Origin of the sequence: Zavarzinia aquatilis (assembly GCF_003173035.1) — a bacterium.
GTDB classification, from domain to species: domain Bacteria; phylum Pseudomonadota; class Alphaproteobacteria; order Zavarziniales; family Zavarziniaceae; genus Zavarzinia; species Zavarzinia aquatilis.
The window spans coordinates 1-25729 of record NZ_QGLE01000009.1 but is presented as its reverse complement, the minus strand read 5'-3'; the positions used below and the strand labels follow the sequence as shown (position 1 = coordinate 25729).

22 protein-coding genes are annotated in these 25729 nt (G+C 67.5%); 5 read left to right on the top strand and 17 right to left on the bottom strand.

The genetic code is table 11. From position 1 onward, the window contains the following. Positions 1-14: 14 nt before the first annotated feature. From DKG74_RS14935 to DKG74_RS14905, 7 genes are all read right to left on the bottom strand, one after another. On the bottom strand, positions 15-2414 hold the full coding sequence (locus tag DKG74_RS14935; RefSeq protein ID WP_207779374.1) for an efflux RND transporter permease subunit: 2400 nt from the start codon (positions 2412-2414) through the stop codon (positions 15-17). 76 nt (positions 2415-2490) lie between these two features. Beyond that, positions 2491-2910, bottom strand: coding sequence for a hypothetical protein (locus tag DKG74_RS14930; RefSeq protein ID WP_109906975.1), 420 nt, complete (start codon positions 2908-2910; stop codon positions 2491-2493). Positions 2911-2913: 3 nt separating this feature from the next. Further along, complete coding sequence (locus DKG74_RS14925; protein WP_207779373.1) at positions 2914-3324, bottom strand: nuclear transport factor 2 family protein; 411 nt, start codon at positions 3322-3324, stop codon at positions 2914-2916. A 23-nt stretch (positions 3325-3347) separates the two neighbouring features. Next, complete coding sequence (locus DKG74_RS14920) at positions 3348-4238, bottom strand: enoyl-CoA hydratase-related protein (RefSeq protein ID WP_109906974.1); 891 nt, start codon at positions 4236-4238, stop codon at positions 3348-3350. Next, the gene (locus tag DKG74_RS14915; RefSeq protein WP_109906973.1) at positions 4235-5686 is read right to left on the bottom strand and encodes an aldehyde dehydrogenase family protein; all 1452 of its coding nucleotides are present in this window, start codon (positions 5684-5686) and stop codon (positions 4235-4237) included. The genes DKG74_RS14920 and DKG74_RS14915 overlap by 4 nt, the downstream gene beginning before the upstream one ends. A 249-nt stretch (positions 5687-5935) precedes the next feature. Further along, a complete protein-coding gene (locus tag DKG74_RS14910; protein WP_109906972.1) occupies positions 5936-6259 on the bottom strand; it encodes a 2Fe-2S iron-sulfur cluster-binding protein in 324 nt (107 codons plus the stop codon). Positions 6260-6354: 95 nt separating this feature from the next. Beyond that, positions 6355-7614 (bottom strand): cytochrome P450, encoded by a 1260-nt coding sequence (locus DKG74_RS14905; protein WP_165837710.1) that lies wholly within the window; start codon positions 7612-7614, stop codon positions 6355-6357. A 122-nt stretch (positions 7615-7736) separates the two neighbouring features. Here DKG74_RS14905 and DKG74_RS14900 point away from each other — a divergent pair, with 122 nt between their 5' ends. Then, positions 7737-9329: a long-chain-fatty-acid--CoA ligase gene (locus DKG74_RS14900; RefSeq protein WP_109906971.1), complete on the top strand. Its 1593-nt coding sequence runs from the start codon at positions 7737-7739 to the stop codon at positions 9327-9329. Between the two features lie 165 nt (positions 9330-9494). Beyond that, the gene (locus DKG74_RS14895) at positions 9495-10007 is read left to right on the top strand and encodes a winged helix DNA-binding protein (RefSeq protein WP_109906970.1); all 513 of its coding nucleotides are present in this window, start codon (positions 9495-9497) and stop codon (positions 10005-10007) included. A 70-nt stretch (positions 10008-10077) separates the two neighbouring features. Here the strand turns inward: DKG74_RS14895 and DKG74_RS14890 are convergent, their stop codons facing one another. After that, positions 10078-11067, bottom strand: a complete 990-nt coding sequence (locus tag DKG74_RS14890; RefSeq protein WP_109907119.1) for an aldo/keto reductase — start codon at positions 11065-11067, stop codon at positions 10078-10080. Between the two features lie 76 nt (positions 11068-11143). Here DKG74_RS14890 and DKG74_RS14885 point away from each other — a divergent pair, with 76 nt between their 5' ends. Together DKG74_RS14885 and DKG74_RS14880 are read left to right on the top strand one after the other, a co-directional pair. Next, a complete protein-coding gene (locus tag DKG74_RS14885; protein ID WP_243404144.1) occupies positions 11144-12085 on the top strand; it encodes a LysR family transcriptional regulator in 942 nt (313 codons plus the stop codon). An 88-nt stretch (positions 12086-12173) separates the two neighbouring features. Beyond that, positions 12174-13553 (top strand): tetratricopeptide repeat protein, encoded by a 1380-nt coding sequence (locus DKG74_RS14880; RefSeq protein ID WP_109906968.1) that lies wholly within the window; start codon positions 12174-12176, stop codon positions 13551-13553. A 142-nt stretch (positions 13554-13695) separates the two neighbouring features. Here DKG74_RS14880 and DKG74_RS14875 read toward each other — a convergent pair whose 3' ends face one another. The 8 genes from DKG74_RS14875 to DKG74_RS14840 all read right to left on the bottom strand — a co-directional run bounded on the left by DKG74_RS14875 (position 13696) and on the right by DKG74_RS14840 (position 23601). Next, positions 13696-15069 carry an efflux transporter outer membrane subunit gene (locus tag DKG74_RS14875; RefSeq protein WP_109906967.1) on the bottom strand — a complete coding sequence of 458 codons (1374 nt, stop codon included), beginning with the start codon at positions 15067-15069 and terminating at the stop codon, positions 13696-13698. Between the two features lie 10 nt (positions 15070-15079). After that, a complete protein-coding gene (locus DKG74_RS14870; RefSeq protein ID WP_109906966.1) occupies positions 15080-17032 on the bottom strand; it encodes a MacB family efflux pump subunit in 1953 nt (650 codons plus the stop codon). After that, positions 17029-18306 carry an efflux RND transporter periplasmic adaptor subunit gene (locus DKG74_RS14865; RefSeq protein WP_109906965.1) on the bottom strand — a complete coding sequence of 426 codons (1278 nt, stop codon included), beginning with the start codon at positions 18304-18306 and terminating at the stop codon, positions 17029-17031. Before DKG74_RS14865 ends, DKG74_RS14870 begins: the two co-directional genes overlap by 4 nt. Positions 18307-18395: 89 nt before the next feature. Then, positions 18396-19202 (bottom strand): energy transducer TonB, encoded by an 807-nt coding sequence (locus tag DKG74_RS14860; RefSeq protein ID WP_109906964.1) that lies wholly within the window; start codon positions 19200-19202, stop codon positions 18396-18398. 1 nt (position 19203) lies between these two features. Continuing rightward, complete coding sequence (locus DKG74_RS14855) at positions 19204-19650, bottom strand: ExbD/TolR family protein (RefSeq protein ID WP_109906963.1); 447 nt, start codon at positions 19648-19650, stop codon at positions 19204-19206. Between the two features lie 24 nt (positions 19651-19674). Continuing rightward, complete coding sequence (locus tag DKG74_RS14850; RefSeq protein ID WP_109906962.1) at positions 19675-20448, bottom strand: MotA/TolQ/ExbB proton channel family protein; 774 nt, start codon at positions 20446-20448, stop codon at positions 19675-19677. A gap of 124 nt (positions 20449-20572) precedes the next feature. Continuing rightward, the gene (locus DKG74_RS14845; RefSeq protein ID WP_109906961.1) at positions 20573-21256 is read right to left on the bottom strand and encodes a Fe2+-dependent dioxygenase; all 684 of its coding nucleotides are present in this window, start codon (positions 21254-21256) and stop codon (positions 20573-20575) included. A gap of 71 nt (positions 21257-21327) precedes the next feature. Continuing rightward, a complete protein-coding gene (locus DKG74_RS14840; protein ID WP_109906960.1) occupies positions 21328-23601 on the bottom strand; it encodes a TonB-dependent receptor in 2274 nt (757 codons plus the stop codon). A gap of 293 nt (positions 23602-23894) precedes the next feature. Here DKG74_RS14840 and DKG74_RS14835 point away from each other — a divergent pair, with 293 nt between their 5' ends. Further along, positions 23895-25061, top strand: coding sequence for a PepSY-associated TM helix domain-containing protein (locus DKG74_RS14835; protein WP_165837709.1), 1167 nt, complete (start codon positions 23895-23897; stop codon positions 25059-25061). A gap of 40 nt (positions 25062-25101) precedes the next feature. On the opposite strand, the gene DKG74_RS21825 is transcribed toward DKG74_RS14835, so the two are convergent. Further along, the coding region (locus DKG74_RS21825; RefSeq protein ID WP_207779372.1) for a hypothetical protein at positions 25102-25729 on the bottom strand (628 nt) is incomplete at its 5' end.

Sequence of the window (25729 nt, the reverse complement as noted above, 5' to 3'; positions counted from 1 at the left end):
GGTGACCGCGGGGATCACCGGGCGGCGAGGACGCGAAGTTCTGTGTCGTCGGTGATATAGGCGGAGAGATCGACCCCCTCGCCCACGATCAGATCGTCGCGCTTGACGAAGGAAGGCTTCACCAGCCAGACGAGGAGCGGCACCACGATCAGCGCGATCACCATGTTGATCAGCATGACCATGACGAGGAGCAGACCCATGTCGGCGAGGAACTTCAGCTCGGAGAGGAAGTACCAGGGCAGGATGCCGAGCAGCATGATCGAGGCGGTGAAGAAGATCGCCTTGCCGGTGGTCGCCACCGAGGCGAGGATCGACGCGCCATAATCCTTGTGGCCCTGATATTCCTCGCAGATCCGGCTGAGCAGATAGATGCCGTAATCAATGCCGACACCAATGCCAATCGCCGTGATGGGAAGGCTGTTCACGTCGAGCCCGAGCCCCATGGCGACCATCACCGCGGTCAGGAAGAAATTCGACAGGTTGACGGGCACGAGCAGCAGGATGCCTGCCGTTACAGATTTGTAGGCAAGGGCGCAGGAGATGAACATCGCCAGGTTCAGCAGGCCCAGGATGATCCAGTGGTAGTGCTCGACCGCATCGTTGACCGATTGCTGCAGGGCGATGGAGCCGGTCGCCAGGCGAACCCGGAAATCCGGATGATCGGCGCCGACCAGGTCGACGGCGGCGCGCGCCTGCTCGATCGCGCGGTCGACCGTCTCCTGAGTGTTGTCCTTGTACCAGAGCGAGATCGTGGCGTTCTGCTGCTCGAAGTCGGTTACATGAAGGAAGGCTTTGGGACTTGTGCCGAACATCAGGGCCGAGACCGCGGCCCCGACCGAGGCATCGTCACGCTCGAGCGGGAGCCACTTCGGATTGCCGCCGGAGAACAGGCGGTTCGCCTCGGGCAGATAGTCGGCGAAGGACAGGGTGGCGACCGGTGGGTTCGGCTGCTTCTCGAGGAAATACTCGATCCGTGCCATGGTTTCGATCGTATGGGCCTGGCGCGCCACCCGGTTCGGATTGGTCGGATTCTTCGCCTCCAGCACGATCTCCAGCCGGTTGAGACCGGGGAATTGTTCGTTGATGCGGGCGACGGCGACGTTGAATTCCGATTCCGAGTAGAGAAGATTGCTCCCCTCGACCGGATTGCCAATCTTCACATTCAGATTCTGGTAGATGCAGAAGGCGGAAACCAGCAGGACCGCGATCGTGGTGTAGCGGGCGCGCCCGCCGAAGGTCCAGGTGGAGAGGCCGCGCAACATGTTGCGGATCAGCACGTGAACGCCATGGTCGCCGGCCCGGCCGGTGATCTTCAGGATGTTGCGCGGTGCCGGCAGCCACGAAAGCAGCAACGGGGTCAGGAAGACATTCGCCGGCACCAGCATGAACGCCCAGAAGCCGCAGAATATCGCCAGACGTTCCATCACGGGAATGGGGGCGACCGCGATCAGGCAGAGGCCGATGGCATCGGTGACGATACCGAGGGTGCCGGGCACCATCATGACGCCCAGCGAAATCTCCGCCGCCTTGCGCCGGTCCTTCACATGGTGCAGCACCTCGCAATAACGCTCGATGAACTGCACGCAGTGACTGAACGAGCGCGCGACATGAAGCAGCGGCACGACCATGATCAGCGGCTCGATCGGCAGGCCCAGCCAGCCGACGAAGCCGAAGCCCCAGATGGCGGCCACGGCGCTGGCGGCCAGCGGCACCAGCACACCGATCACGTTCCGCATGTAAACGACGAGCGAGAGCACCAGCGCGGCCAGGGTGATGGCGAAGATCCACAGCATCTGGTGCTGGTAGTGATAGACCCAGCCGGTCAGGGCCGGCTGGCCCGCCATATAGACCTCGTGATCGGCGTCACGCTCGCGCTCGACGAGCGTCTGCATGTAGTCGAAGACCCGGCCGTAATCGAGCAGGCGCTCGATGAAGGTCACCGTGATGATGGTCGCCGACTGGTCCTGGGAGATCAGGAAAGCCCGGGCGCTGGGCGACATCTCCACCCGGCGGCGGAATTCGTCGACGTCGGCCTGGTCGCGGGGCGGGTGGTCGCCCATGATCGGCTGCACGTCGATGCCTTCGGGCGTCGCTTCGGCATAGCGCGCCTTTTCCGTCGTGATCGAGAGCACCTGGTCATGATCGACGGCAGGCGCCAGATCGACATCCCGCGTGATGTTCCAGATCTTGTTCAGGGTCTCGATGTTGTAGATGTCGCCCTGCTTGCGCTTGACCATCAGGGTGATGGTCAACGGATTGCCGAAATTCGGATGATCCTTGAAGGTCTGGACATAGGGGTGATCGGCCGGCAGCAGGTCCGAGAAGATGGTGCGCAGCTCGACGTTGCGCAGGCCGAGGGCGAAGAAGATGGTCAGGGCGATGGCCACGCCGAAGGTGGCCAGGCGGTTCGCCATGACCCAGCGGGCAATTCGGAAAGGCGTGTTCTGCACTGCTTCGGACCTTTGTCTCGAGATCGTTGGAATGCCGCGGTCAGGACTGCCGCGCCGCCAGGGCAAGGCGGATGCAGGCGATGGCGTCGGCCACGAGCGCCACGGCGAAGATCGGTGCCGCGCCCCGGGCAAGGCCCGCGGCGATCAGGACAACCGCCACCGCCTTGGCCATCCCGGCCAGGGGCCAGGCGACCCCGCCGGGATCGCGCAGGCGGAGCAGCGCCGAAAGCACGGCGAAGAAGCCGAGGAGGTTGAGCAAAAGGCCGCCGGTCGGGCCGAGCAGCGGCGCATCCGCGGCAAAGCCGAGGGCGCCGTTCAGCTGGAACCAGAGACCGAGATAGGCCTCGGCGAGGCCGGGCACGGCGAAGGGACCGAGCACGACGAGATCGGCCAGCGCCACCTCGCGCAGCACGGCCGCGCGGCGTTCGCCGGTACCGAGGGAGCGAGCCGCCGAGGCCATCGCTCAGGCCGCCTTCTGCGTGGAGAAGGCGGCGACGGCGACCGCCGTGTTCATGAAATCGCGGAAGCGCAGCCATTTGCCGTCCGCCACCGTGATGACATGGACGAAATCACTGTCGATGCGGCCGCCCGTCGCCCGCGCCGTCAGGTTCAGGTGGCCGGTGACCACCACCTTGTCGGCCTCGCAGATGAATTCCTCGGCGTCGAACTGATGGATGTCGACCGAGGCAAGCACCGTTTCGAAGAAGCGGCGCGCCTCTTCCACCCCGGCATAGAAACCGGCATAGGGGATCACCGAGGGACCATAGAATTCGATCCGGACCTCGTCGTGCATCAGGGCCAGAATGGCGTCGACGTCGCCGGCACCGAAGGCGGTGAAAACGGCTTTGGTTACATCTATCGGCTTAAGGGTCATGGTTTCCTCCTCTTCTTGTGATTTCAGGGCTTCTCGTCCCGGAACAGCCAGTCGGCCGGACGGGGATTGAGCTGGCCATAGACGGCGGGGGCACGCTCGCGCCGGGCAACGACCGAACGGTGAACGTCCTCGGTCACGAACATGCCGGCGTTCCAGGCCGCGCTGAGGCCAAGGCCTGCGGCGACACCGTGATCGCGGGCGAACAGCAGGCCGGCCTTGATGCCGGCGACGGCCAGCGGCGATTTGGCCGCGATGCGCGCCGCGAGGTCGCGCGCGGCCCCGGCGAGCGCCCCATGATCGGGAAGCACCGCGCTGACCAGGCCGTGGTGCAGTGCTTCCGCCGCCGGCAGGGCGCGGCCGGTCAGCGCGACGTCCGCGGCGACGCCGGCCGGCACCAGCAACTGCAGGCGTTGCAGCGTGCCCATGTCGGGGGCAAGCCCCATGTCGACTTCCGCGGCCTGGAAATAGGCATCGGCACTGCACAGCCTGAAGGTCGCGGCGCAGACGAGATCGAGCGCCGCGCCGATGCAACCGCCCTGCACCGCGGCGATCACCGGAAACCTCACCTGTTCCAGGCTGGCGACCGCGTCCTGCAGGTCGAGCACGACGTGGCGCAGGGTCTCGCTGAACCGTCCGGCGTCCATGGTCGCGGGCCGCTCGCTGCAGCGGAAGAAGTCATAGGCCATGCCGGCGCTGAAGTGCGGCCCGGCGGCCTCGATGATGGCGGCCCGGATATCACCGCCAGCGTCGAGGTCGCGCAGGGCGCGGCCGAGATCGCGCCAGAAGGGCCAGGTCAGGCCGTTCCGGAACTCCGGCCGGTCGAGCCGGAGGACGGCGATGCCCTTGTCCTCGACGGTGAGGCCGAAACCCTCGTAGCGCCGCTCGAGGCCGGCATCTTTCTCCACGTGGCTCATTTTCGGATCGCCAGGTCGAGCAGGCGGCTGCGCCGCGGGCCGAAGGGCGGACGCACCAGGGCGCTCGTGTCGAGGAAGGTCTGGCGGTAGACCGCCTTGGGCACCGAGAAGCGGCGGAAGCCGTCGATGCCGTGATAGGCGCCCATGCCGCTGGCACCAGCACCGCCGAAGGGCAGATCCTCGACCGTGTAGTGCATGATGACGTCACCGATCACCAGGGCGCCGGAGACTGTCTCACGCGTCAGGCGGTCGATCTCGCCCCTGTCGCGCCCGAAGTAATAGAGGGCGAGCGGACGGGGCCGCTCCCGGATCGCCTCTACCGCGGCCTCGAAACCGGCGGTGGACCGGACCACGATCAGGGGGCCGAAAATCTCTTCCGCCATCACGCGGGCGTCGGCCGGCGGGTCGACCACGAGGGTGATCGGCATCCGCCGGCCTTCCGGCAGCGGCGCCTGCCCCGGCGCCGTGACGATCGCCGCCCCCCGACGTGCCGCGTCGGCGAGATAGGCGGCGAGCCGGTCGTAATGGTTCTGGTTGACGATCGCCGAGACATCGGCCCCACCCGCCCCTTCGGGCGCGAGACGGGCGATTTCGGCGGTCAGGGCGGCGACCAGCGCATCCCGCTGCCCGGCGGCGACCAGGATGTAATCGGGGGCGAGGCAGACCTGGCCCATGTTCAGCATCTTGCCGCCGACGATGCGCCGCGCCGCCATGGCGAGATCGGCGCCCGTGCCGATCACCACCGGCGACTTGCCACCGAGTTCGAGCGTGACAGGCACCAGATTTTCCGCCGCGGCCCGCATGACGAGACGCGCCACCTCGCCCCCGCCGGTATAGATCAGATGGTCGAAGGGCAGGCGGCAGAAGGCCTCGGCGACGGCGCGTCCGCCGGTCGCCATCGCGATTTCGTCGGCATCGAAACGCCCGGCCACCAGCTCGGCGAGCAGCTCCGCGGTCGCAGGCGTGTGTTCCGAGGGCTTCAGCAGGGCGCGGTTGCCGGCGGCGAGAATACCGGCGAGCGGCGCGAGCAGCAGATTGACCGGAAAATTCCAGGGCCCAACCACGCCGACCACGCCAACCGGCTGATGGAAAACCCGGCCGCGGGCGCCGAGCAGGGCAAGATGCAGCGGCAGGCGGCGGCGCTCGGGCCGCATCCAGCGGTTCACATGGGAACGGGCGTGTTTCAACGCCTCGACCGTGGTGAAAATCTCGGCGATCATGGTCTGATGCCAGGACCGATGGCCATAGTCGGCGGCGATGGCCGCCGCGATGCGCTCGCGCTCGTCGACCAGCATGGCGATGCAGCGGTTGAGCCGGTCGATCCGGCGGCGCGCTGTCGGATAGGGTTCGGCCGCCGCCCCGGCCTGCAGCCGGGCAAGACGAAGGCGCAATTCTTCGGCAGGGCCGGCACCAGGCATGGCGCCGCCCTCGACCTGGATGACGGTCATCGGGCACTTCCGATCGCGACGGGGAATCCCGTTCGTAATTTATGTGATTACAATGGCGGGCGCGGCCCGGCCTGGCGGTATCCGGGCTTCAGCCGGAATTTCCCTGTGCGTTCATGATCCCTCCCAGATCGCCCGTCTTGTTGTTATCGCCCGGTTTGTTGTTTGGGCTTGGTCCAATACTGCACAAAGGCAACAATTTCCGTCAAACACTATTTGGAAATTGAGAAAGTCTAATCGCCCCAGTCTGGATCAATCCTGGGGGACCGTGACCACCAGACGGTCCAACTCCGGCGCCAGACGGATCTGGCAGGCGAGCCTGGTACCGGGCGGGTTGTCGTCGAAGAAGAACAGAAGATCAGCCTCGAGGCCCCCGGCGTCGCCGACCAGTCGGCGCTGCGCCTCGTCCTCGACAACGACGCGGCAGGTACCGCAGGAGCAGGCGCCGCCGCATTCTCCGAGGATGCCGCGGACGTCGCCGGCGCGGCCGACCTCCATCAGGGTCTGGCCGCTGGCGGCGGTGAAATGACGGCGCTCCCCATCCTTCTGGACGAAGGTGACAGTGATTTCGGACATGACGAATCCCATTTCGCCGGCCCCCACGGCGCCGGCGTCTCTTCGGCAAAGGGCCCCGGACGGATCCGGGGCCAGAAGTTCCGGCGATCAGGCGCTTACGGCGCCTTGCGGTGGAAGGCGATCGGATTGCTCTCCGGCCCATGGTTGAGCAGGCTGACACCCTGCCAGCGCAGCGTGCCGGCGCGCTTCAGCGCCGTGTAGCGATCGAGCAGTTCGAGCACCGTCATCTCGGCCTCGAGCCGCGCCAGGGGCGCCCCCAGGCAACGATGGATGCCGTGGCCGAAGCTCATGTGCTGATTGCCATTCGGCCGGTCGAGGCGGAAGCGATAGGGCTCGGGGAAGACGCTGGCATCGTAGTTCGCCGCGCCGAAAAAGCAGGCGACCCAGTCGCCACGGCGGATCTTGGCGTGGCCGATTTCGACGTCGCGCGTCGCCACCCGGAACAGGCGCTGGGGCGGGCCGTGGAAGCGCAGCGTCTCTTCGTAGACCGCGGTGAATTTGCCGCGATCGGCCTGCAGCGCAGGCCAAACCGCCGGTTCGTCGGCCAGCACGGCGAAGAGATTGCCGAGCAGGAAGCTCGTCGTCTCGGCCCCCGCCACCGTGGCCGTCACGCAGAAACGGATGATTTCGTCCTCATCGAGGCGCTCGCCGTCGACCTCGGTTTCGATGAAGGAATTGAGCAGGTCGCCGGGCGAACGCTCGCCCCGCGCGCGGGCCTCGATCTGGGCCCGCACATGGCCCGTGTAGAATTCCCAGACTTCGGTATTGCAGCGCTGGCGCTCCTCCGCCGAGAGGTCGGCCGAGAGCATGAAGGCGGTCGCCCAGCGCCGGATGTCCCGGTCGCGCGATTGCGGCACCCCCATGACAAGGGCGATCACCCGCGCCGGCAGCAAGGCGCAGTAATCGGCCATCACGTCGACCGGCGTACCTTCGGGCCGGCTGTCGAAGAAGCCGGCCATGGTATCCCGCACCAGCTCGCGCACGGCCGGGCCAAGAGCCTGGACCGCCGCCGGCGAGAAAGCCTTGGCCGCGATCTTGCGCAACCTCGTGTGTTCCGGCCGGTCATGGTTCACCAGCATCAGCGTGGGCGCGCTCGACTGTTCCTGGAGGCCATCGCGAGAGGAGAAGGCTTCGTGATCGAAGGCGACGCGCGAGACATCGGCGTGGGACAGCACGACCCAGGACGGTTCAGGCTGATCGACCCCCGGCACGGTGCCGGGCGGGAAGTCGCGATAACCGAAAAGCGGAGCGGCCCCGCGCAGTTCGTCGTAATAGGGATAGGGATTGCGCACCACTTCCGGGCTGTTCAGCCGGTCGACGGTGAAGATCTTCGCGAGCGCTTCGCCCATGGTCATTTTTATCACTTTCTTGTCGACATTATTTCCTCTGGCAATAATATGCCGGCCGGTGGCGGGCTCGTCAATCGGCAAAATCGCCACCCGCCGCCCCCGGCTCCCCCGAAGAAAGGAAGCGGCACATGCGCGGCCAGATGATGGATTTCCCCCTGACCATTGCCTCGATCCTGGAACATGCCGCGTCATGTAACCCGGACCAGGAAATCGTCTCGGTCGAGGCCGACGGCAGCCGCAGCCGGCATACTGTCGCGGCCTTCGCCGAGATCGCGTCGCGGACGGCGAGTCTGCTGCTCGATCTCGGCGTGACGCCGGGAACCCGGGTCGCCACCCTCGCCTGGAACAATTGGCGTCACCTCGCGCTCTATTACGCCATCCCGGGCATCGGCGCTGTGTGCCACACCATCAACCCGCGCCTCGATCGGCAGACGATCGCCCGGATCGCCGCCGAGGCGGAGGACCGGGTGCTGTTCTTCGAGCCCGAGTTCCTGCCGCTCGCGCGTATGCTGCGGGCGGAAGTGCCAGCCATCGCCGGCTTCGTCATGCTGGACGCGGGCGATGACGCCGCCGTCGAGGACTGGCCGGACCTCCTCCACTTCGACGCTTCCGTCGCCGCCCGGGCGCCGCTGCCCGCCTGGCCCAGGGTCGAGGAGGATGCGGCCTCGGGCCTCTGCTACACCTCGGGAACGACGGGCGATCCCAAGGGCGTGCTCTACAGCCACCGCTCGACCGTGCTTCACGCGCTCGTCTGCGGCCTGCCGGCCTATCTCGGTCTCGGCGCGGCCGACAGCGTGGTGCCGGTCGTGCCCATGTTCCATGTCAATGCCTGGGGCCTGCCCTATCTCTGCCTGCTCGCCGGCGCGCGGCTGGTGTTGCCGCGCAACCGGCTGGACGGTGCCAGCCTGACCACCCTCTTCGCCGAGGAAGGCGTCACCGTCGCGGTCGGCGTGCCCACGGTCTGGCAGGGCCTGGCCGAATACCTGCGAACGAGCGGGCGGCGGCTGCCCGCGCTGCGCCGTCTGATGATCGGCGGCGCCGCGCTGCCCCGTGCCCTGCTCGCCTATTTCGAGGACGAGCACGGCATCGACATGGTGCAGGGCTGGGGCATGACGGAGACCAGCCCGGTCTGCACCATCGGCAATCTGAACCCCGCCGAAGCCGCCCTGCCGGCCGACCGGCGCCAGGCCCTGAAACTGAGCCAGGGCCGTCCGCTCTACGGCGTTCGCCTCGCGCTCGCCCGGGGGGACGAGGCCCCGGGTCTCGCCGAGGGCGAGCTTCTGGTGCGCGGCGCCTGGATCGCAGCCGGTTACTACCGGCGCCCGGTCGCCGACTTCCAGCGCCGCTGGCTCGCCACCGGCGACATCGCCCGGATCGAGCCCGGCTACCGCCTGCGCCTGACCGACCGGGCCAAGGATCTGATCAAATCGGGTGGCGAATGGATCAGCGCCGCCGCGCTCGAGGAACTCGCCTGCGAACTCGATTTCGTCCAGACCGCGGCGGCCATCGCGGTGCCCGACCCGACCTGGGGTGAACGGCCCCTGCTGATTGTCTGCCCCAGAGCCGGCGCCACCCCCGACGCCGAGGCGCTGCGCAGCCACCTCGGGCGCAGCCTGGCCCGGTGGCAGGTGCCGGAGCGGATCGAATTCACGGATACATTGCCGCTCGGCGCCACGGGCAAGGTGCTCAAGGCCGAGCTTCGCCGCCGCTACGCGGCCTGACCGGCCAAAAGCTTTCTTGGCAACAATATTTTCCGAGGTTACCGTTGGAACGACTTGCTCGCTCTCCCCGCCGCCGATGCCGTCTCGCACCGCCGCTCCGACCCTGGTGGTACCAGGTGCCGTCGGCGGGAGACGGATGAGCGGTCAAACGAAAGTTCCGCTTGAATGTCGAAGTATAATTTAGATAGCCCGATCACACGTCAGAACGCTGCCCTCAATTTCCTGAAACTGTTCTTTCCCTATCACTATACGGTCGGCATGGCGGTCGAGAAAAACCTGTCCGGCGGCATCCTCGACCGCCATCAGACCGTGATCATGTGGCTGATTCATTCCAAGGGCGAGGGCGGCCGCGTGCTGCGCCGCAAGGTGATCGAGCAGCTGATCGTGGAATGGTACGACCTGAGCAGCCCCGCCATCTCCAAGGCCCTGCGCAAGCTGAGCCAGCCCCCGCTCGGCTTCATCACCATCGAGGAGAGCAGCGAATCGGGGCGGGAAAAGGTGATCGGCCTGACCGAGGCCGGCGCCACCTTCATCCGCGAGATGATCGCCAGCGGCGAGACATTCATCAATGCGATCGTCGACCACCTGAGCGACGTCCAGATCCACATGGGCATGGAATTCATGTCGCGCGTCAGCGAAATCGTCGAAACCAAACTCATGAGCAACGACCAGGGCTGACCCCCCGGACGCAACGATCCTCGACGGATGACGGCGCGGCGACCGGCGAGCCGCGCCTTCGTCTGCCCCCTTACGGCCGCTTCACCGGCGGGGCCATGAAGGCGGGGGAGACCGGATCGGGGATGCAGCGGGCGAGGATGGCGTCGATTTCCGCCTTCGCCTCGGCATCGACGGTCCAGCCGTCGATATCGCCGACGGGATCGAGCTGGTCCGGCCGGCGCGCGCCCCAGAGGGCGATGGTCGGCCCCTGATCCAGCACCCAGCGAATGGCGAGGGACAGCACCGTCTTGCCCCAGCGCAGACGGGCCAAGGCGTCCAGTTCGGCGACGGCGTCGAGGTAATGGGCGAAGCGCGGTGCCTTGAACTTGGGATCGTTCTGGCGCAGGTCGTCGCCGGTGAAGGCCGTGTCCGCCTTGATCCGGCCGCTGAGCAGCCCGCGGCAGATCGCGCCATAGGACAGGACGGTAAGGCCCGTCTTCGCCGCATAGGGCAGGACATCCGCCTCGATCTCGCGCTCGAGCAGATTATAGGGCGGCTGCACCGCGTCGAGGGGGGCGACGGCACGGAATTCGTCCATCTGCGCCGGCGAATAATTGCTGACGCCGATGGAGCGGATCTTGCCCGCCGCCTTCAGGTCTTCCAGCACCCGCGCGGTTTCGTCGATCGGGGCTTCGAGGTCCGGCCAGTGAATCTGGTAGAGGTCGATGACATCGGTGCGCAGGCGGCGCAGCGAATCCTCGATCTCCAGGCGCAGGCGCTCGGGCCGCGAGTCGCGGAACACCTTGCCGTCCCTCCAGGCAAGGCCGGCCTTGGTCGCGATCTGCGCCTTCGCCCGGTAACCATCCATGGCGAGGGCCTTGCCCACGATGTCTTCCGAGGTACCGAAGCCATAGACCGGCGCGGTATCGACCAGGGTCACGCCCCGGTCGATGGCGCTGTGGATGGTGGCGATGGATTCGGACTCGTCCGTGCCGCCCCACATCCAGCCGCCGATCGCCCAGGTGCCGAGGCCGATGCGGGACGTCATCACGCCCGACTTGCCGATACCGATCTGTTCCATGCCCATGCCCCATCGAAAAAGCCACAACGGTCCAACGATGGCGCCCGCCCCGCAATCTTTCCAACAGAAATAAACGATGGTATTCATCGCTATAACAGATGAATTGGCCCTGCCCATGGAACTTCGCCAGCTTCAGCATTTCATCGCCGTCGCCGAGGAGGAGCAATTCACCCGCGCGGCCCGGCGAGTGAACATCGTGCAATCCGCCCTCTCGACCTCCATCCGCCAGCTCGAGGCGGAACTGGGCGCGCCGCTGTTCATCCGCAACACGCGGCAGGTGCGCCTGACCGCGGCGGGCCGGGTGCTGCTGGACAAGGCGCGGGTGGTGATCGAGGCGGCACGGGATGCGCGCGAGGCCGTCGCGGCGGTGCAGGGCCTGCGCCAGGGCACGCTCGCCATCGGCGCGGTGCAGGCGCTGCCGGCCTTTCTCGACCTGCCCAGCCTGCTGGCGCGGTTCCACCGCCTGCACCCGGGGATCGAGGTGCGCCTGTGCCAGGGCGATGCCGGCCATCTGATCGAAAAGATCAGGGACGACCGGCTGGACCTCGCCATCCTGCCCTTGTGCGATCCGCCGCCCGATATCGCCACCCGCCTGATCGCCTGCGAGGATCTGGTGCTGGCGACCGCGCCGGGCCATCCGCTCGCCGGGCGGGACGCCCTGCCGCTGGAGGCCCTGCGCGGCCAGCCTTTCGTCGATTTCGCCCCGGCCTGGGGCACGCGGCGGCTGATCGACCGCAGCTTCGCCGACGCCGGGCTGGAGAGACATATCGCCTTTGAGGTGAGCGACCTCGAAACCCTGCTGGAGCTGGTGGCGCGCGGTCTCGGCATCGCGCTGATCCCCGAGGCCATCGCCCGGGCCCGCCGGCCCGCCCTCGCCGTCAGCGTATTGGCCGGCCCGGAAATGTGCTGGGAACTGGTGGTCGCCCATGCCGAACCGAACCAGTATCCGCCCTCTCCCGCCGCGGCGACCTTCCTCGATCTCCTCGCCGAGGCGGGCGGCCTGACCGAAGCCGCCTGAGACCCTGCGGCAGCCTGCGGCAAAGGCGGTGCTTGCTTGTGCAATGCACCTGTCCCCAAACTGTCACCGACAAGAAGGGGAGGAGCCCATGCTCAAGGACGCGCGCGGCAACGACGTGACCACCGACAACCCCGTGGCGGTTTCCGCCATCAACCGCATGTGCGACCAGTGGCTGGGCTACGGTCAGGGCGCCAGCGCCATCTTCGAGGGCATCGCCGCCGACCCGCGCTGCGCCCTCGCCCAGACCCTGGGCGCCGTGCTGAACCTCTTTCACGAATCCGCCGCCGGCACGCGCGCCGCCCAGCCTTTCCTGCAAAAGGCCCGTCAGGCGGTGAACAAGGCAACCAAGCGCGAGCAGCTGTGGCTCTTCGCGGTCGAGGCCTGGGCCAAGGGCGATACCGACCTCGCCATCCGGCTGCATCTCGACATCGCCGCCCAATGGCCGCGCGACCTCGCCAGTGTGAAACTCTGCCAGTATCACCAGGCCAATCAGGGCGACGCGGCGGGGATGCTGGCCATCGTCGATGGCGTGCTGCCGGCCAATCGCGACGATCCCTATATCCACGGCATGAGGGCGGTCGCCCTGCATGAATGCGGCCGGGCGCGCGATGCCGAGATCGCCGGGCGCTATGCGGTCGAGCTGCGCCGGCGCGAGCCCTTCGCCCATCACGCCGTCGCCGACGTGCTCGCCGCCGAAGGCCGGCTGGACGAGGGCATCGAATGGCTGGAAGACCTGGCCGAGACCTGGGACGACTGCAATTCCGCCATGCTGACCCTTAACTGGTCACACCTCGCGCAGATGTATCTCGACCGGGACGATGGCGCCGCCGCGCTCGCCCTCCATGACCAGCGCATCTGGGGCGCCTGGAAGGATTGCGCGCAGGACCAGATCAATGCCGCCGCCCTTTTGTGGCGGCTGGAACTCGCCGGCATCGACGTCGGCGCGCGCTGGCGCGACCTTGCCCGCCATGTCGCGCGGCGCGAGGCCGACCATATCGAACCCTTCCACGACCTGCATTACCTGATGGCGCTGCTGCGCGGCGGTCAGGACGGGCAGGCCAAGCGCCTGCTGCTGGCCATGGAAGCGGCCGCGGCCAAGGCCAAGCGCCACCGCCGCGCCGCGTGGACCGAAGTCGCGCTGCCGCTGGCGCGCGGTCTTGCCGCCCATGCCGCGGGCGATCACGGCGAGGCGGCGACCCAGATCGGCACCGCCCTGCCCCGCATCGGCCTGATCGGTGGCAGCCGGGCGCAGCGCGATCTCTTCGTCCAGACCTATATCGACGCGGTGCTGAAATCGGGCCATGTGCGCGATCTGGCGCCGCTTCTGGCGGAGCGGGCGCGGCGCCGTCCGACCGTCGCCCGGCATTTCCGCGACCTTGCCCGCCTCGCCCGGATCGAGGGGGCGATTCCCCGCGCCGTCGATGCCGAACACCGGGCGGAAGCCCTCGCCCGCAGCTACGCCGTCTGAACGGGAAAAAACGCCTCGTCGCCCCGGCGAAGGCCGGGGCCATGCCACGAGAGAGGCCCCGTGACGGTCCAAGATGCCGGCTTCGCCGGCATGATGAAAGAGGGCATTTGCCGGCCTTCGCCGGCATGACGAAAGTGGGAACTTAACCCGGGCCGGCCTGCCAGCCGCCGCCGAGGGCGCGGTAGAGACCGACGAGCGCCGTCAGGCGGGACAGCTTGATCTGCGCCGCCTGATCCTCGGCGGCATAGAGCGACTGCTGGGCCGAGAGTACGGTGAGCAGTTCGGCCGCCCCGGCGCGGTACTGGATCTGCGCGAGTTCGAGGGCGCGGCGGGCCTGGGCCACCACCTCGTCCTGAAGGAGGCCCTGCCGGCCAAGGGCATCGACGGCACCCAAGGCCACCTCGGCATCGCCGAAGGCGGCGCGGACGGCGGCGCGATAGGCTTCCACCAGTTCGAGCTTCTGCGCCTCGGCGAGATCCTGCTGGGCGGCGAGGCGGCCGCCATCGAAGATCGTCTGCAGGATCGAGGCGCCAAGGCCATAGGTCGCCGAGGAGAGGTCGAACAGATCACCGAAAGCCGCGCCCTGAAGCGCCATGGAGGCATTCAGCGTCACCTGCGGGAAGAAGGCGGCGCGGGCCGCCGCGATATCGGCATCGGCGGCGACGAGCCGGCTTTCCGCCTGGCTCAAATCCGGCCGGCGCGTCAGGAGATCGGCCGGCAGGCCGGCGAACACGGCGGGCAGCTTCACCGGGGCGAGGCTGCTGCCCGTCACGGTGAAGCCGGTCGCGCCCCGGCCGAGCAGCAGGGCAAGGGTGGCGCGCGCCTCCCGCTCGCTCTGTTCCAGCGGCGGCAGGGCGGCGCGGCGCTGGGCGACCACGGTGCGCTGCTGGGCGAGGTCCAGTTCGCCGGCCGCGCCCGCCCCCACCTTGGCGGTGACGAGGGCGAGGACATCCTCGGCGATCGAAAGGTTCTGCCGCGCGACCGCCAGCCGGTCGCGCAAGGACAGGATCTGCAGATAGCTGGTCGCGACCGAGGCGGAAACAGTCAGCGCCACGGTCTCGCGGTCGAAGCGGCTGGCGGCGAGATTGGCGGCGGAAGCGCCGCGCGATGCCGCGTTGGCACCCCAGAAATCGACCTCGTAGGAGGCGCCGAGGCTGGTGCTGTAACCGTCAATCCAGGCATTGTCGCCCTCCCCCCGCCGGGCGTCACCATTGGCGGAGAGGGAGAGCGAGGGCCACAGGCTGCTGCCGGCGATGCGCGCTTGCGCCTCGGCCTGCAGGATGCGGGCGGCGGCCTGGGCCAGGTCCGGGTTGTTCGCCCGCGCCTCGGCCATCAGGCGGTCGAGTTCCGGACTGCCGAAGCCGCGCCACCAGTCGGCATCGGGCCATTGGCCGGCGCCCGGCCCCGCCGCCTCGAAGGCGGGCGGAATATCGGCTATGCGCGGCGGCGCCTCGGGCGTGAAGCCGCAGCCGGCGAGCAGCAATGCGAGGGCGGAAGACAGAAGGCGGCGATCCATCGGGCGGCCCCTATTCGCTGGCGAGGGCGACCACCGGATCGAGCCGGGCGGCCTTGTGGGCGGGGGCGAAACCGAAGACGAGGCCGACCAGCGCGGCGCAGCCGAAGGCCAGCGCGATGACGGCGCCCGAGAATTCGATCGGCACATTGAAGGCGCTGATGACAAGGGCGGTGCCGATGCCGCCGGCGACGCCGATCACCCCGCCGAGGCCGGAAACCACCACGGCTTCGGTCATGAACTGCTGCATGATGTCCCGTGTGCGGGCGCCGGTCGCCATGCGGATGCCGATTTCCCGCGTCCGCTCGGTCACCGAGACCAGCATGATGTTCATCACGCCAATGCCGCCGACCAGCAGCGAGATGGCGGCGATGGAGCCGAGCAGCACGGTCATCGTGTCACCCGTGGCCGAGGCGGCCTCGACCACCGAGGCCATGTTGCGCACGCGGAAATCCTCCTGCCCGCGATGCCGCTCGACGAGAAGGCGGGTCACCTCCGCCTCGGTCTCGTCGATGCGGGCGACATCCTCGACCGCGACGGTGATGGAGCGGAGGTTACGCGCCCCGAACAGGCGCAGCTGGCCAGTCTGTAGCGGCACGAAGGCGGCATCGTCCTGATCCGAGCCGTTGGACGAAGCGCCCTTGACCGCGAGCACGCCGATCACCTGGAACGGCACGTTGTTAAAGAGGACGAAGCGCCCCACCGGGTCTTCGCCATCGGGAAACAGGTTATCGGCCACGGTCTTGCCGAGGACGGCGACGGTGGCATAGGCCTTGCCGTCGGCGGCGGTGAAGAAACTGCCCCGCTCCACCGGCCAGTCGCGGGTCAGCGGCAGGGCCTCGGAGGTGCCGGTGACCGCCGTCTGATAGTCGCGGTTGCCAGAGCGCAGGGTGACGTTCGACTGCAATTCGGGCAGCGCCGCCATCACGTTGTCGAGGGTGCCGATGGCGTCCGCGTCTTCCTCGACCAGGGTCGCGACCTGGCCGCCGACGCCGCGCTGGGACGGCGGCGCCGGACGGATCAGCAGGAGATTGGTGCCCATGGCGCTGATCTGGTCGAGCACGGCGCGCGTCGCCCCCTGCCCCACCGCCAGCATGGCGACGACCGAGCCGACACCGATGACGATGCCAAGGAGGGTGAGCGCGGTCCTGAAGATATTGGCGCGCAAGGACCGCACCGCCATCTTCATGGCTTCGCCGAAGGCGGCGAGCAGGCGGCCGGCGCTGTCGTCGTCCCGGGTCAGCTCGACCGGGGCGGCGGCCTCGCGCTCGCGCTTCCGGGTGTCGGCGGTGATCAGCCCGTCGCGGATTTCGATCACCCGGTCGGCATGGGCGGCGACGTCCGGGTCGTGGGTGATCACGATCACCGTGTGGCCCTGACGGGCGAGATCGGCGAGCAGCGCCATGACTTCGGTGCCGCTGCGGCTGTCGAGGGCGCCGGTCGGCTCGTCGGCGAGGATGACCTTGCCGCCGTTCATCAGGGCCCGCGCGATGGAGACGCGCTGCTGCTGCCCGCCCGACAGCTGGCTGGGGCGGTGAGACAGCCGCTCGCCGAGGCCGAGGCTGGAGAGGAGCCGGCGCGAGCGTTCGTGGCGCGCGGCGGGGGCAAGGCCGGCATAGATCGCCGGCACCTCGACATTTTCCGCCGCCGTCGCGGTACCGATCAGGTGATAGCTCTGGAACACGAAGCCGAAGGCTTCGCGCCGCGCCCAGGCCAGTTCGTCCCGGTCGAAACCCGAGACGTCGCGCCCGGCGAAGAGATATTGCCCCGAGGTCGGCCGGTCGAGGCAGCCGATCAGGTTCATCAGCGTCGACTTGCCCGAGCCCGAGGCGCCCATGATGGCGACGAATTCGCCGCTGGCGATCGACAGGCTGACGCCGCGCAGCACTTCGACTGCGACCTCGCCCCCGCCCGAGACATAGGTCTTGCGGATGTCGCGCAGCTCGACGACCGGCGCCCCGGTCATCGGAAGCCGCCCGGGGGCCGCGTGCCGGCACCAAGACCGCCCAGCGGATTGGCGCCGCCGCCATTGGCCGGGCTGCGCTGGGCCGCGGCGCTGCGCTCGCCGATCACGACGGCCTCGCCCGGCTGGAGCCCGTCCAGCACTTCGCCCGACAGGCGGTTGGCGACGCCGACGCGCACCCGGCGGTCGACGGGCACGCCGTCCTCGCCCATCACCTGCACGCGATAGGGTTTGCCAGGCTTGCCGGGCGCATCCTCCGGCGGGCGGGCCTCGCCCTGCTGGCCGAGGCGCTGACGCTGACCGGGGGGCTTGAGCGCGGCGACGGGCACGGTGATCACATCGCGCGCTTCGGCGATCACGAAGAAGACCTGCGCGCTCATCTGCGTCATCAGCTGGCCGTCGGCATTGTCGGCGTCGAACAGCGCGTTGTAGAGCACGACGTTGTTCACCACCTCGGGCGTCGGCAGCACCTGTTTCAGGGTGCCGGTCCAGCGCTTGGCACCACCGCCCAGCGTGGTGAAATAGGCCTTCATGCCAACCTTCAGGCGCGAGACATCGGCTTCGGACACCTGGGTTTCCACCGTCATCACGGAAAGATCGGCGATCTGCAGGATGATCGGCGCCGACTGGTTGGCGTTCAGGGTCTGGCCCCGCCGCGCCGTGATCGACGTGACCGTGCCGGTCATCGGGGCGTAGATCTTGGTGTAGCCGAGATTGGCCTGATCGCCCTTGAGGGTCGATTCCGTCTGCAGGATCTGGGCCTTGATCTGGTCGATCTGGGCATTGGCCGACTTGAGGCCGGCCTCCGCCGATTGCAGGGCCTCCTCGGTCGTCGCCTTCTGCGCCCACAGCCGGCGCTGGCGGTCGCGCTGCTGGGTCGCCAGCACCGCCTGCGCCTCGCGGTCGGCCAGTTGCGCCTTGAGGGCGAGCAGCTGGGCCTCGTCGGCGGCGACGCGGGACTGATAGACCGTGGGGTCGATTTCGGCCAGCAGCTGGCCTTGCGTCACGTGATCGCCGATCTCGACATGGATCTGGCGCAGCTGACCGGAAACCTGGGTGCCGACATCGACATAGTCGCGCGGTTGCAGGTTACCGAGGGCGGATACCGTATCCTCGATATCGCCGCGTCCGGCCTCGGCGGTCAGATAGGTGACAGCGGGCGCGCTTTCGCGGCCGAGGAACCACCAGCCGGCGCCCCCGGCGAGGACGAGGGCGGCGAGAACATAGGGCCAGCGGCGCCGGGCAGGCGAACGGGGCGTCGTCGGTCGGTCGGTCATCGGGAAATCTGCTGGCCTCGCGGAATCATCCGCTCTTCAACGTGCAATGCCGGCCGATCCTGTCCGGTTCCGGCGATTGGATTTTCCGCTCAACGCAGGTTGAAAGCGATGGGCACGGTGAATTCCATCGTCTCGCCCGGCACGTCGTCCGGCATGGCCGGGAAGGGTTCGGCTCGGCGGATGGTTTCCATGGCGGCTTCGTCGATGCCGTCGTGCGGGCTTCCCCGTTCGATCCGGCAATCCACCACCTGGCCATCCCGCGTCAGGCGGAAGCGGACGACCGGCGTGCCCTGCAGCCCGCGCCGACGCAGCCGGTCGGGGAAGCGCTTGTGACGCTCGATCCAGGCACTGACCAGAGCCTTGAAATCGGCCTTCGCCCCCGGATTGCCACCGCCCGCCACGGCCGCGGTGCCCGCGGCGGCGACCGCCGCCACCGCGCGCGGCGGGGCCGCCGTCGTCACGGTCTCCGCGGCCGGGGCCGGGGCCTCGACTTTTTCCTTCTGGGGCGCGGGTTTCTTCGGCCGCTCCGCCCGCTCGCGCGGCTTCGGCTTTTCGGGCTTCGGCGGCTCGGGCTTCTGCTCGGCCGCGACGGCGACCACCGGCTCGACCGCCTGCACCGCCTCCGTCATCACCGGCAGGACATCGGGCGGCGTTTCCACCACCTCGGGCTCGGGCGGTGTCACCTCCGCTGCTTCGACCGGCGTCACCTCGGTGGCGTCGACGGGCGCGACGCTGCTCGCCGCGGCCACGGCCATGGGCGGCAGCATCAGTTCGATGGTCGGCGGCGCGGCGAATTTCGCCCCGCTGTCCGGCCGTACCAGAAAGACGAGCCCGCCGATGGCCGCGAGATGGAGGCCGAGGGAAAGACCGAGGGACAGGTTGCGCAGGGTACTCATGTCACTGCGCGACCGGCGCCGTCTCCGCGATCATCGACAGCTTGGAGAAGCCGGCGGTCGAGACGACGCCCATGACTTCCATCAGCCGGCCATAATTGATCGAGCGGTCGCCCCGAACATAGACCACGCGATCCGGCGTTTCCTGCGCCATGATCTTCAGCCGGGCCAGCAGATCGAGGTCGGAGAAGCCCTCCTTCTCGATGAAGGTCTTGCCGGCGGCGTCGATCGAGACGACCAGCGGTTCCTGCGGCGGGGCGACCTTGGCCGCCGTCGTCTTCGGCAATTGCACGGGGACGCCGACCATCATCAGCGGCGCCGCGACCATGAAGATGATCAGCAGCACCAGCATGACGTCGACGAAGGGCGTCACATTGATTTCGGCGACGGGACGATAGAGGCTGCCGCCCTCGTCCCCTCCGCCCGCGCCCGGCAGCATTCCACCCGCCATGATGCTCGCTCTCCCGCCGTGCCGTTATTCGGCCGCGCGGCGCAGGTCGGCGACATGGCCCTTGGTCCGGCCGATCTGGCTGGCGAGGCGGGCGATGGCAGTCGACAGGCGCGCGCCGACCCGGCCGAGCTGGGTCGAGAAGGCATTATACCACATGACGGCGGGAATGGCGGCGACGAGGCCGATGGCGGTCGCGAACAGCGCCTCGGCGATGCCGGGCGCGACCACCGCGAGGCTGGTATCCTGCGAATTGGCGATCGCCGTGAAACTGTTCAGGATGCCCCAGACCGTGCCGAACAGGCCGATGAACGGCCCGGCCGAGCCGACGGTGGCGAGGAAGGGCAGGCCCTTTTCCAGCTCGCGCAGATTCTCCGTCACGGTCAGGCGCATGGCCTGTTCCGCCCGGCCCCGGCGCTCGTCCATCTCTTCGGCGGCGAGTTCGCGCCATTCGGTCAGACCGGCTTCGACCGCGAGTTTCGGCAGGCCGGCGAGATCGCCCGCGACGGCGGCGCCCTTCCGCGCGGCGACGCCGGCTTCGAGCCCCGCCACCTCGCGGCGCAGCCGGCGCAGGCGCAGCGATTTCTCGAGCGCGATCGCCCAGGTCGCGACCGACGCCAGCACCAGCAGGATCATCACCGCCTTGACGATGGGATCGGCCTGCAGGAACAGGCCGGCGATGGTCACGTCATGGGCCTGGACGGCGATTTCCGTCGCCAGCGCGTCGAGGCCGCCCGGCGCGGAGACGGTGGCCGGCACGGCATCGGAAAGGACAGTGGCGGGTGATGTGGTCGGGTCCATCGCTATACTCCAGCCCGGGCCGAACCCGGTGCCTCGCCAAACATGCGAATGATTTTCAGTAACAAATCTATAGTCAGGCCGGCGGTCATTCGCAATCGCGAAATATGGCCCCCGCCCCGACGCCCTACAATTCGGCCCAACGTCGCAGCAAATTGTGATAGCTCGCGACCAGGCTGCGGATCGAGGGATGGTCGTCCGGCAGTTCTGCGCGCAGGCGGCGGATGGCGACATCCATTTCGTAGAGCAGACGGCGCTGGCCGTCGTCGCGCACCATCGACTGGCTCCAGAAGAAGGAGGCCCAGCGGCTGCCCCGGGTCACCTCGGCCACCCGGTGCAGGCTGGTCGAGGGATAGAGCACCATGTGGCCCGCCGGCAGTTTCACCGCCTGCGTGCCATAGGTATCCTCGATGATCAGTTCGCCGCCGTCGTAGGTGTCGGGATCGGACAGGAACAGGGTCGACGAGACATCGGTCCTGATCCGCATGTTCGCCCCGGTCACCGGCCGGATCGCATTGTCGACATGATCGTCGAACTTCATGCCCGTGTCGTAGCGGTTGAACAGCGGTGGATAGACCCGCAGCGGCTGGGCCGCCGAGACGAATTCGGCGGAAGCGCCAAGCGCCCGCAGGATGCGGTCGCCGAGCTGGCGGGCGATGTCCGAATTTTCCGGGATCTGCAGGTTGTACTTGGCCTTGGCCGACTGTTCCCCCGCCGTCACCTTGCCGTCGACCCAGGGCGACGCCTCCAGCAGGCGCCGGATTTCGGCCACCTCGACCGGTTTCAGCACGTCGGGTATGGCGATCAGCATCGGACAAGTTCCATCAAGGGCGAAGGGCGGGCTCCGGAGAGCCCGCCCGACGATACACGAACCACGAAGGGTCAGAAGGTCGCGGTGGTCGAGAAGATGACCGTGCGGCCGGCGGCGGGAACAGCCCGGCCATTCTGGTACTGGGTGAAATTATCCTCGCGGTCGAAGAGGTTGTAACCGTTCGCCGCGATCGTCACACCGTCGCCAATCTCATAGGACACCAGGCCCTCGACGCTGAGGTAGTAAGGAATCTCGGTCTTGGTGTAGCTGTTCGTGGTCGTATTGTAGCTGTGAGCGGCCAGCACTTCACTTTGATACCGAACGCCGCCGCCGAAGGTGAGCCCGTCAATCACCTCGTAGGTGGTCCAGAGGGTCGCGGCGTGTTCCGGCACGTTCACGTAACGCTCGCCATCCATCATCTCATTGACCACTCGGTCGGCACCGGCCTTCAGATACTCGCTGTGGATATAGGTGTAACCTGCCTGCACCCCCCAGTTCGGCGTGATCTGACCCGACAGCGAGAGTTCGACGCCGCGGTTCCGGAAGGACTGGCCGCTCGCCGTGATGGTCACGCCGTCATCGGTCGAAGCATTGTCGCGCTCTGTCTGGAACACGGCCACCCCAAGGCCCAATCGCTCGTCGAGCAGACTGAATTTCGCTCCAACCTCGAAGGTTTCACTCGTGACGGGATCGAGGGCAGCAACTTGGCTGCTGCCGATGGGATTGGGCAGATTGGCGACGCCACTGGTTCCCGCCGCCGGCTCCGACGACCGCGCCCAGGAGAAATAATAGGTCTGATCCTTGCTCGGCTCCCAGATCAGGCTGGCCTTCGGATTGAGCAGGGATTCATCGGTGCTGAAGCTCTGCAGCACGTTGGTTGCGACAGTCAGGTTATCGTATTCGTTACTATAGTTGTCCCAGCGCAGGCCGCCCATGACGGAGAGCTCTGGCGTGATCCAGAACTGGTCGCTGGCGAAGAGCGCGACATTGGTGGCCTCGGATTCGCGGTCGTTCCCGCGAGTTGCCAGACCGAGGGCGGGCAGGTCGTATCGTTGCGGATCGGTCAGGGAAATATCGGGGCGCCCGGTGGTATGCCCGGTGTAGTTGACACGGTGCGAACTTTCATAGGACGCATCAAGCCCGAACACCGCCTGATTCTTGAAGCCGCCCAGAGCGAAGTCGATCACCCCGGTGGTGATGTTCTGCACACCCCAGTTGTCGAGATCATAGAAGGGCGTTCCACCGCCGGGCGCGATAATGGCCGAACCGGGGTTGGCACCATAGAAGGCGTCAACACAGGCCGTGCCGTTGCAACCCGGGACCGTCGTCAGGAATTCACGGGAGTAGACACCAACCCGCGTGTCGTTGGTGATGCGGAACCCTTCGTTGACCTGATGAGCCGCGCGGACCGTGACCACGTCGGCGGTCGTATCATCGTGATCCTGGTTCGAGCCGTACCAGTTGGAGCGGTCGACATCCGCCGGCTTCGAGACCGAAGACCCGACCGCCGTCTGCATGGTCGGGATGCCGTAGTCAGGCACCCGCTCCTCTTCCTGGTGGAAGTAGGAAACCGACAAGGTGGTATCGGTCCCGAGACCGAATGCGATGGAGGGCGCGAACCCCCAACGCGTTGCGCCCGGAACGTCCCGACCGACCAGATCAATGTCCGCATACATGAGGTTCAGGCGGAAAGCCGTCGTATCATCAATCTTGTAATTCGCATCGGCCGTCGTGCGCAGGTGGGGCCCGAGGCCGATCTCGCCGCGAAGCGTGACGAAATCGTCAAGCTTCGGCGTTTTCGAACTGGTATTGATCGCCCCGCCAAAGGTCCCCCGGCCGAAACTCTCACCCGAAGGGCCGATGAACACCTGGATATCCTCGGTGTTGAATGTGTCGCGGGTATAGACACCGAAATCGCGCAAACCGTCGGAGTAAATGTCATTCTTGGCGTCGAAGCCGCGAATGCGGAACTGGTCGCCATTCATGCCGCCATTGCCTTCGCCGACGGCGACGGTGATACCCGGAACATTACGAAGCGCCTGATCCAGTGTGCTGGTTCCCTGCTGCTTCAGTGTTTCCTCGCTGATGACATTGACAGTCTGCGGGGTGTCCTGGATCTCCTGCGGAAGCCGGTCAAGGTTCGTTGCGCGCTTCTGATTGTTGGCCGGCGCGGCGCCGGTCACGGTCACGGTCGGCAGGGTCTCGGCGGTCTGGCCGGCGCTGGCGGTCGCGGTCGCGGACCAGTCACCATCGGCCGTGACCAGCTCGCCGGCATAAGCCGGCGTCGCGGCGAGCACGGCCAGCATGGCCAGGTGGGAAACCCGCGGGCGGGAAAATTCGATCATGGAAAGCCCCTCATCAACCCTGCACGCAATGCAGATGCGAAGCGTTCTTATTTGCTGTGAGAGTGACTCGCAATATCACGAGCAAGAGCATTTTCTGATCAAAGGGATTTTCGGCGCAGGAAGCCGGGGCCTGCGCCGTTATCCGGGCGCCGTGGCATCACGTCGGCGCAAATTGTGGCGAAACCGCCACAATCGCCTTCACTGATCGCCGGCTTGACGGGGGGATTCCCGCAAACATTAATGCGATGCATTTTCATTATTATAACCAGTATCAGCTCACCGGACCGCAAACCATGACCGCCAAAACCCGTGGCCGCCTGCGCAAGCTCTGGCTCGACATCCATCTCTGGCTCGGGGTCGGCCTGTGCCTCCTGTCGGTGCCGGTCGGCATCACCGGCTCCGTCCTCGTCTGGCATGACCAGCTGGAAACCGTGACCGAGTCCCAGCGTTATGCCCTGACCGGCGACGCGCGCGGCCCGTCCCTCGCGACCTTCGCCGATAACGCCATGGAGCGCCTGGGCGATGGCGCGCGGATCACCCAGATCCGCCTGCCCGCCGAGACGGGGGAGCCGGTCGTCGTCGTCGCCCGCCCGGCCCGCGCCACCGGCCCGCGCGACACGGTCTCGGCCTGGATGGACCCGCCGACCGCCGCCGTCCTCGATGTCGGCCCCAGCACCAATGCCTTCATGCAGCTGATGCATAATTTTCACGGCAACCTGCTGGTGCCCCAGTTCTCGGGCCGGCAGATCGTCGGCTGGGTCGGCGTCGCGATGCTGATCCTCTCGCTTTCGGGCATCTATCTGTGGTGGCCGAAGCGGCTGTCGCTGGTGCGGGCGCTGGGCTGGCGCAAGGCCATGCGCCCCTCGGCCAATCTGCATCACCTGTTCGGCATCTGGATCGCGATCCCGCTGGCGATCCTGTCCTTCACCGGCATGTATATTTCCTTCCCGCAGACCACCCGGGCGATTGTCGGCACCTTCGCCGAAGTTTCGCCGCCGCGCGCCCGCCCGCCCGGCGGCCCGGGCGGGCCCGGCGGCGGCAATCTGCCACTGACCGAGACCCGCATGGGCCCCGATGCCGTGCTGCTCGCCGCCGTCCTCGCCGGGCCGGCCGGCGCCCTCGCCACCGGCATCACCCTGCCGACGGAACAGAGCCCCTCGTGGCGCGTCACCCTGGCGACCGATGGCGGCAACGCCACCGTCAGCGTCGAGGACGCCACGGGCGAGGCCAAGGCCAGCCTGCCGCCGCCGGTCAAATCGGGCGACGACCTCGGCCGGGTCATGCGCCGCCTGCATGACGGCATCGGTTACGGCATCGTGTGGCAGGCGGTGATCTTCGTCGGTGGTCTGCTGCCTGCGCTCTTCGCCGTCACGGGTATCATGATGTGGCTGCGCCGACGGAAAGCCAACAAGGCCCTCGCCGCCAAGCGCAAGGCGGCCCTCGCCGCTTCCGCCTCCTGACCGTTTCGCCCCCGGCCTGTCGCGACCGGGGGCGTTACCGTCAGAACTGGAGGGTGAGGGAGAACTCGACGTTGTCGGACTGCTGGGCGAAGCCGAGGACGCCCTGTTCGGGGTCGGCCTCGAAATGCGCGATCTCGATGCGCGGGCGGATGTTGTCGCCGAAGTAGTTGAAGTCGAAGCGCTGGCGCAGGGCCACCGCCTGGTTCTGGATGTCGTAGACGGCGAGCAGCTCGACCGGCAGCTTGCCGTCGTCGAAGGTGTGGGACAGCAGCAGGGTGCCGTAGTTCTGCACCTGATGCAGCTTGGCGCCATAGGCGGCATAGGGCGCCTGGAACAGCAGATCCTCGCCGTTCGGCGTGACGATGGTGAAGAGCTGGACCGAGGTAAAGACCGAGGTATCCTGCGTTTCCCAGAACGGCAGCCACAGGAAGTAATCGGCCCCGATCATGAAGGAGACCTGGTCCCGCTCGGCGACCCCGCGCGAGGGATCGACGATGAGGGCGGCGGTGCCCTCTTCCTTGGCGCCGAACATGGTGGTGGCGACGGCGCGGTTGAAGGGCTTGTCGAACTCGTAGGAGAATTCGGCGCGCAGCACCGGCGAGACTTCCTTGGGCCCCCATTGCAGCTCGGTCATGTCGCGGCTGTAACTGGCGCCGACCAGCTTGCGC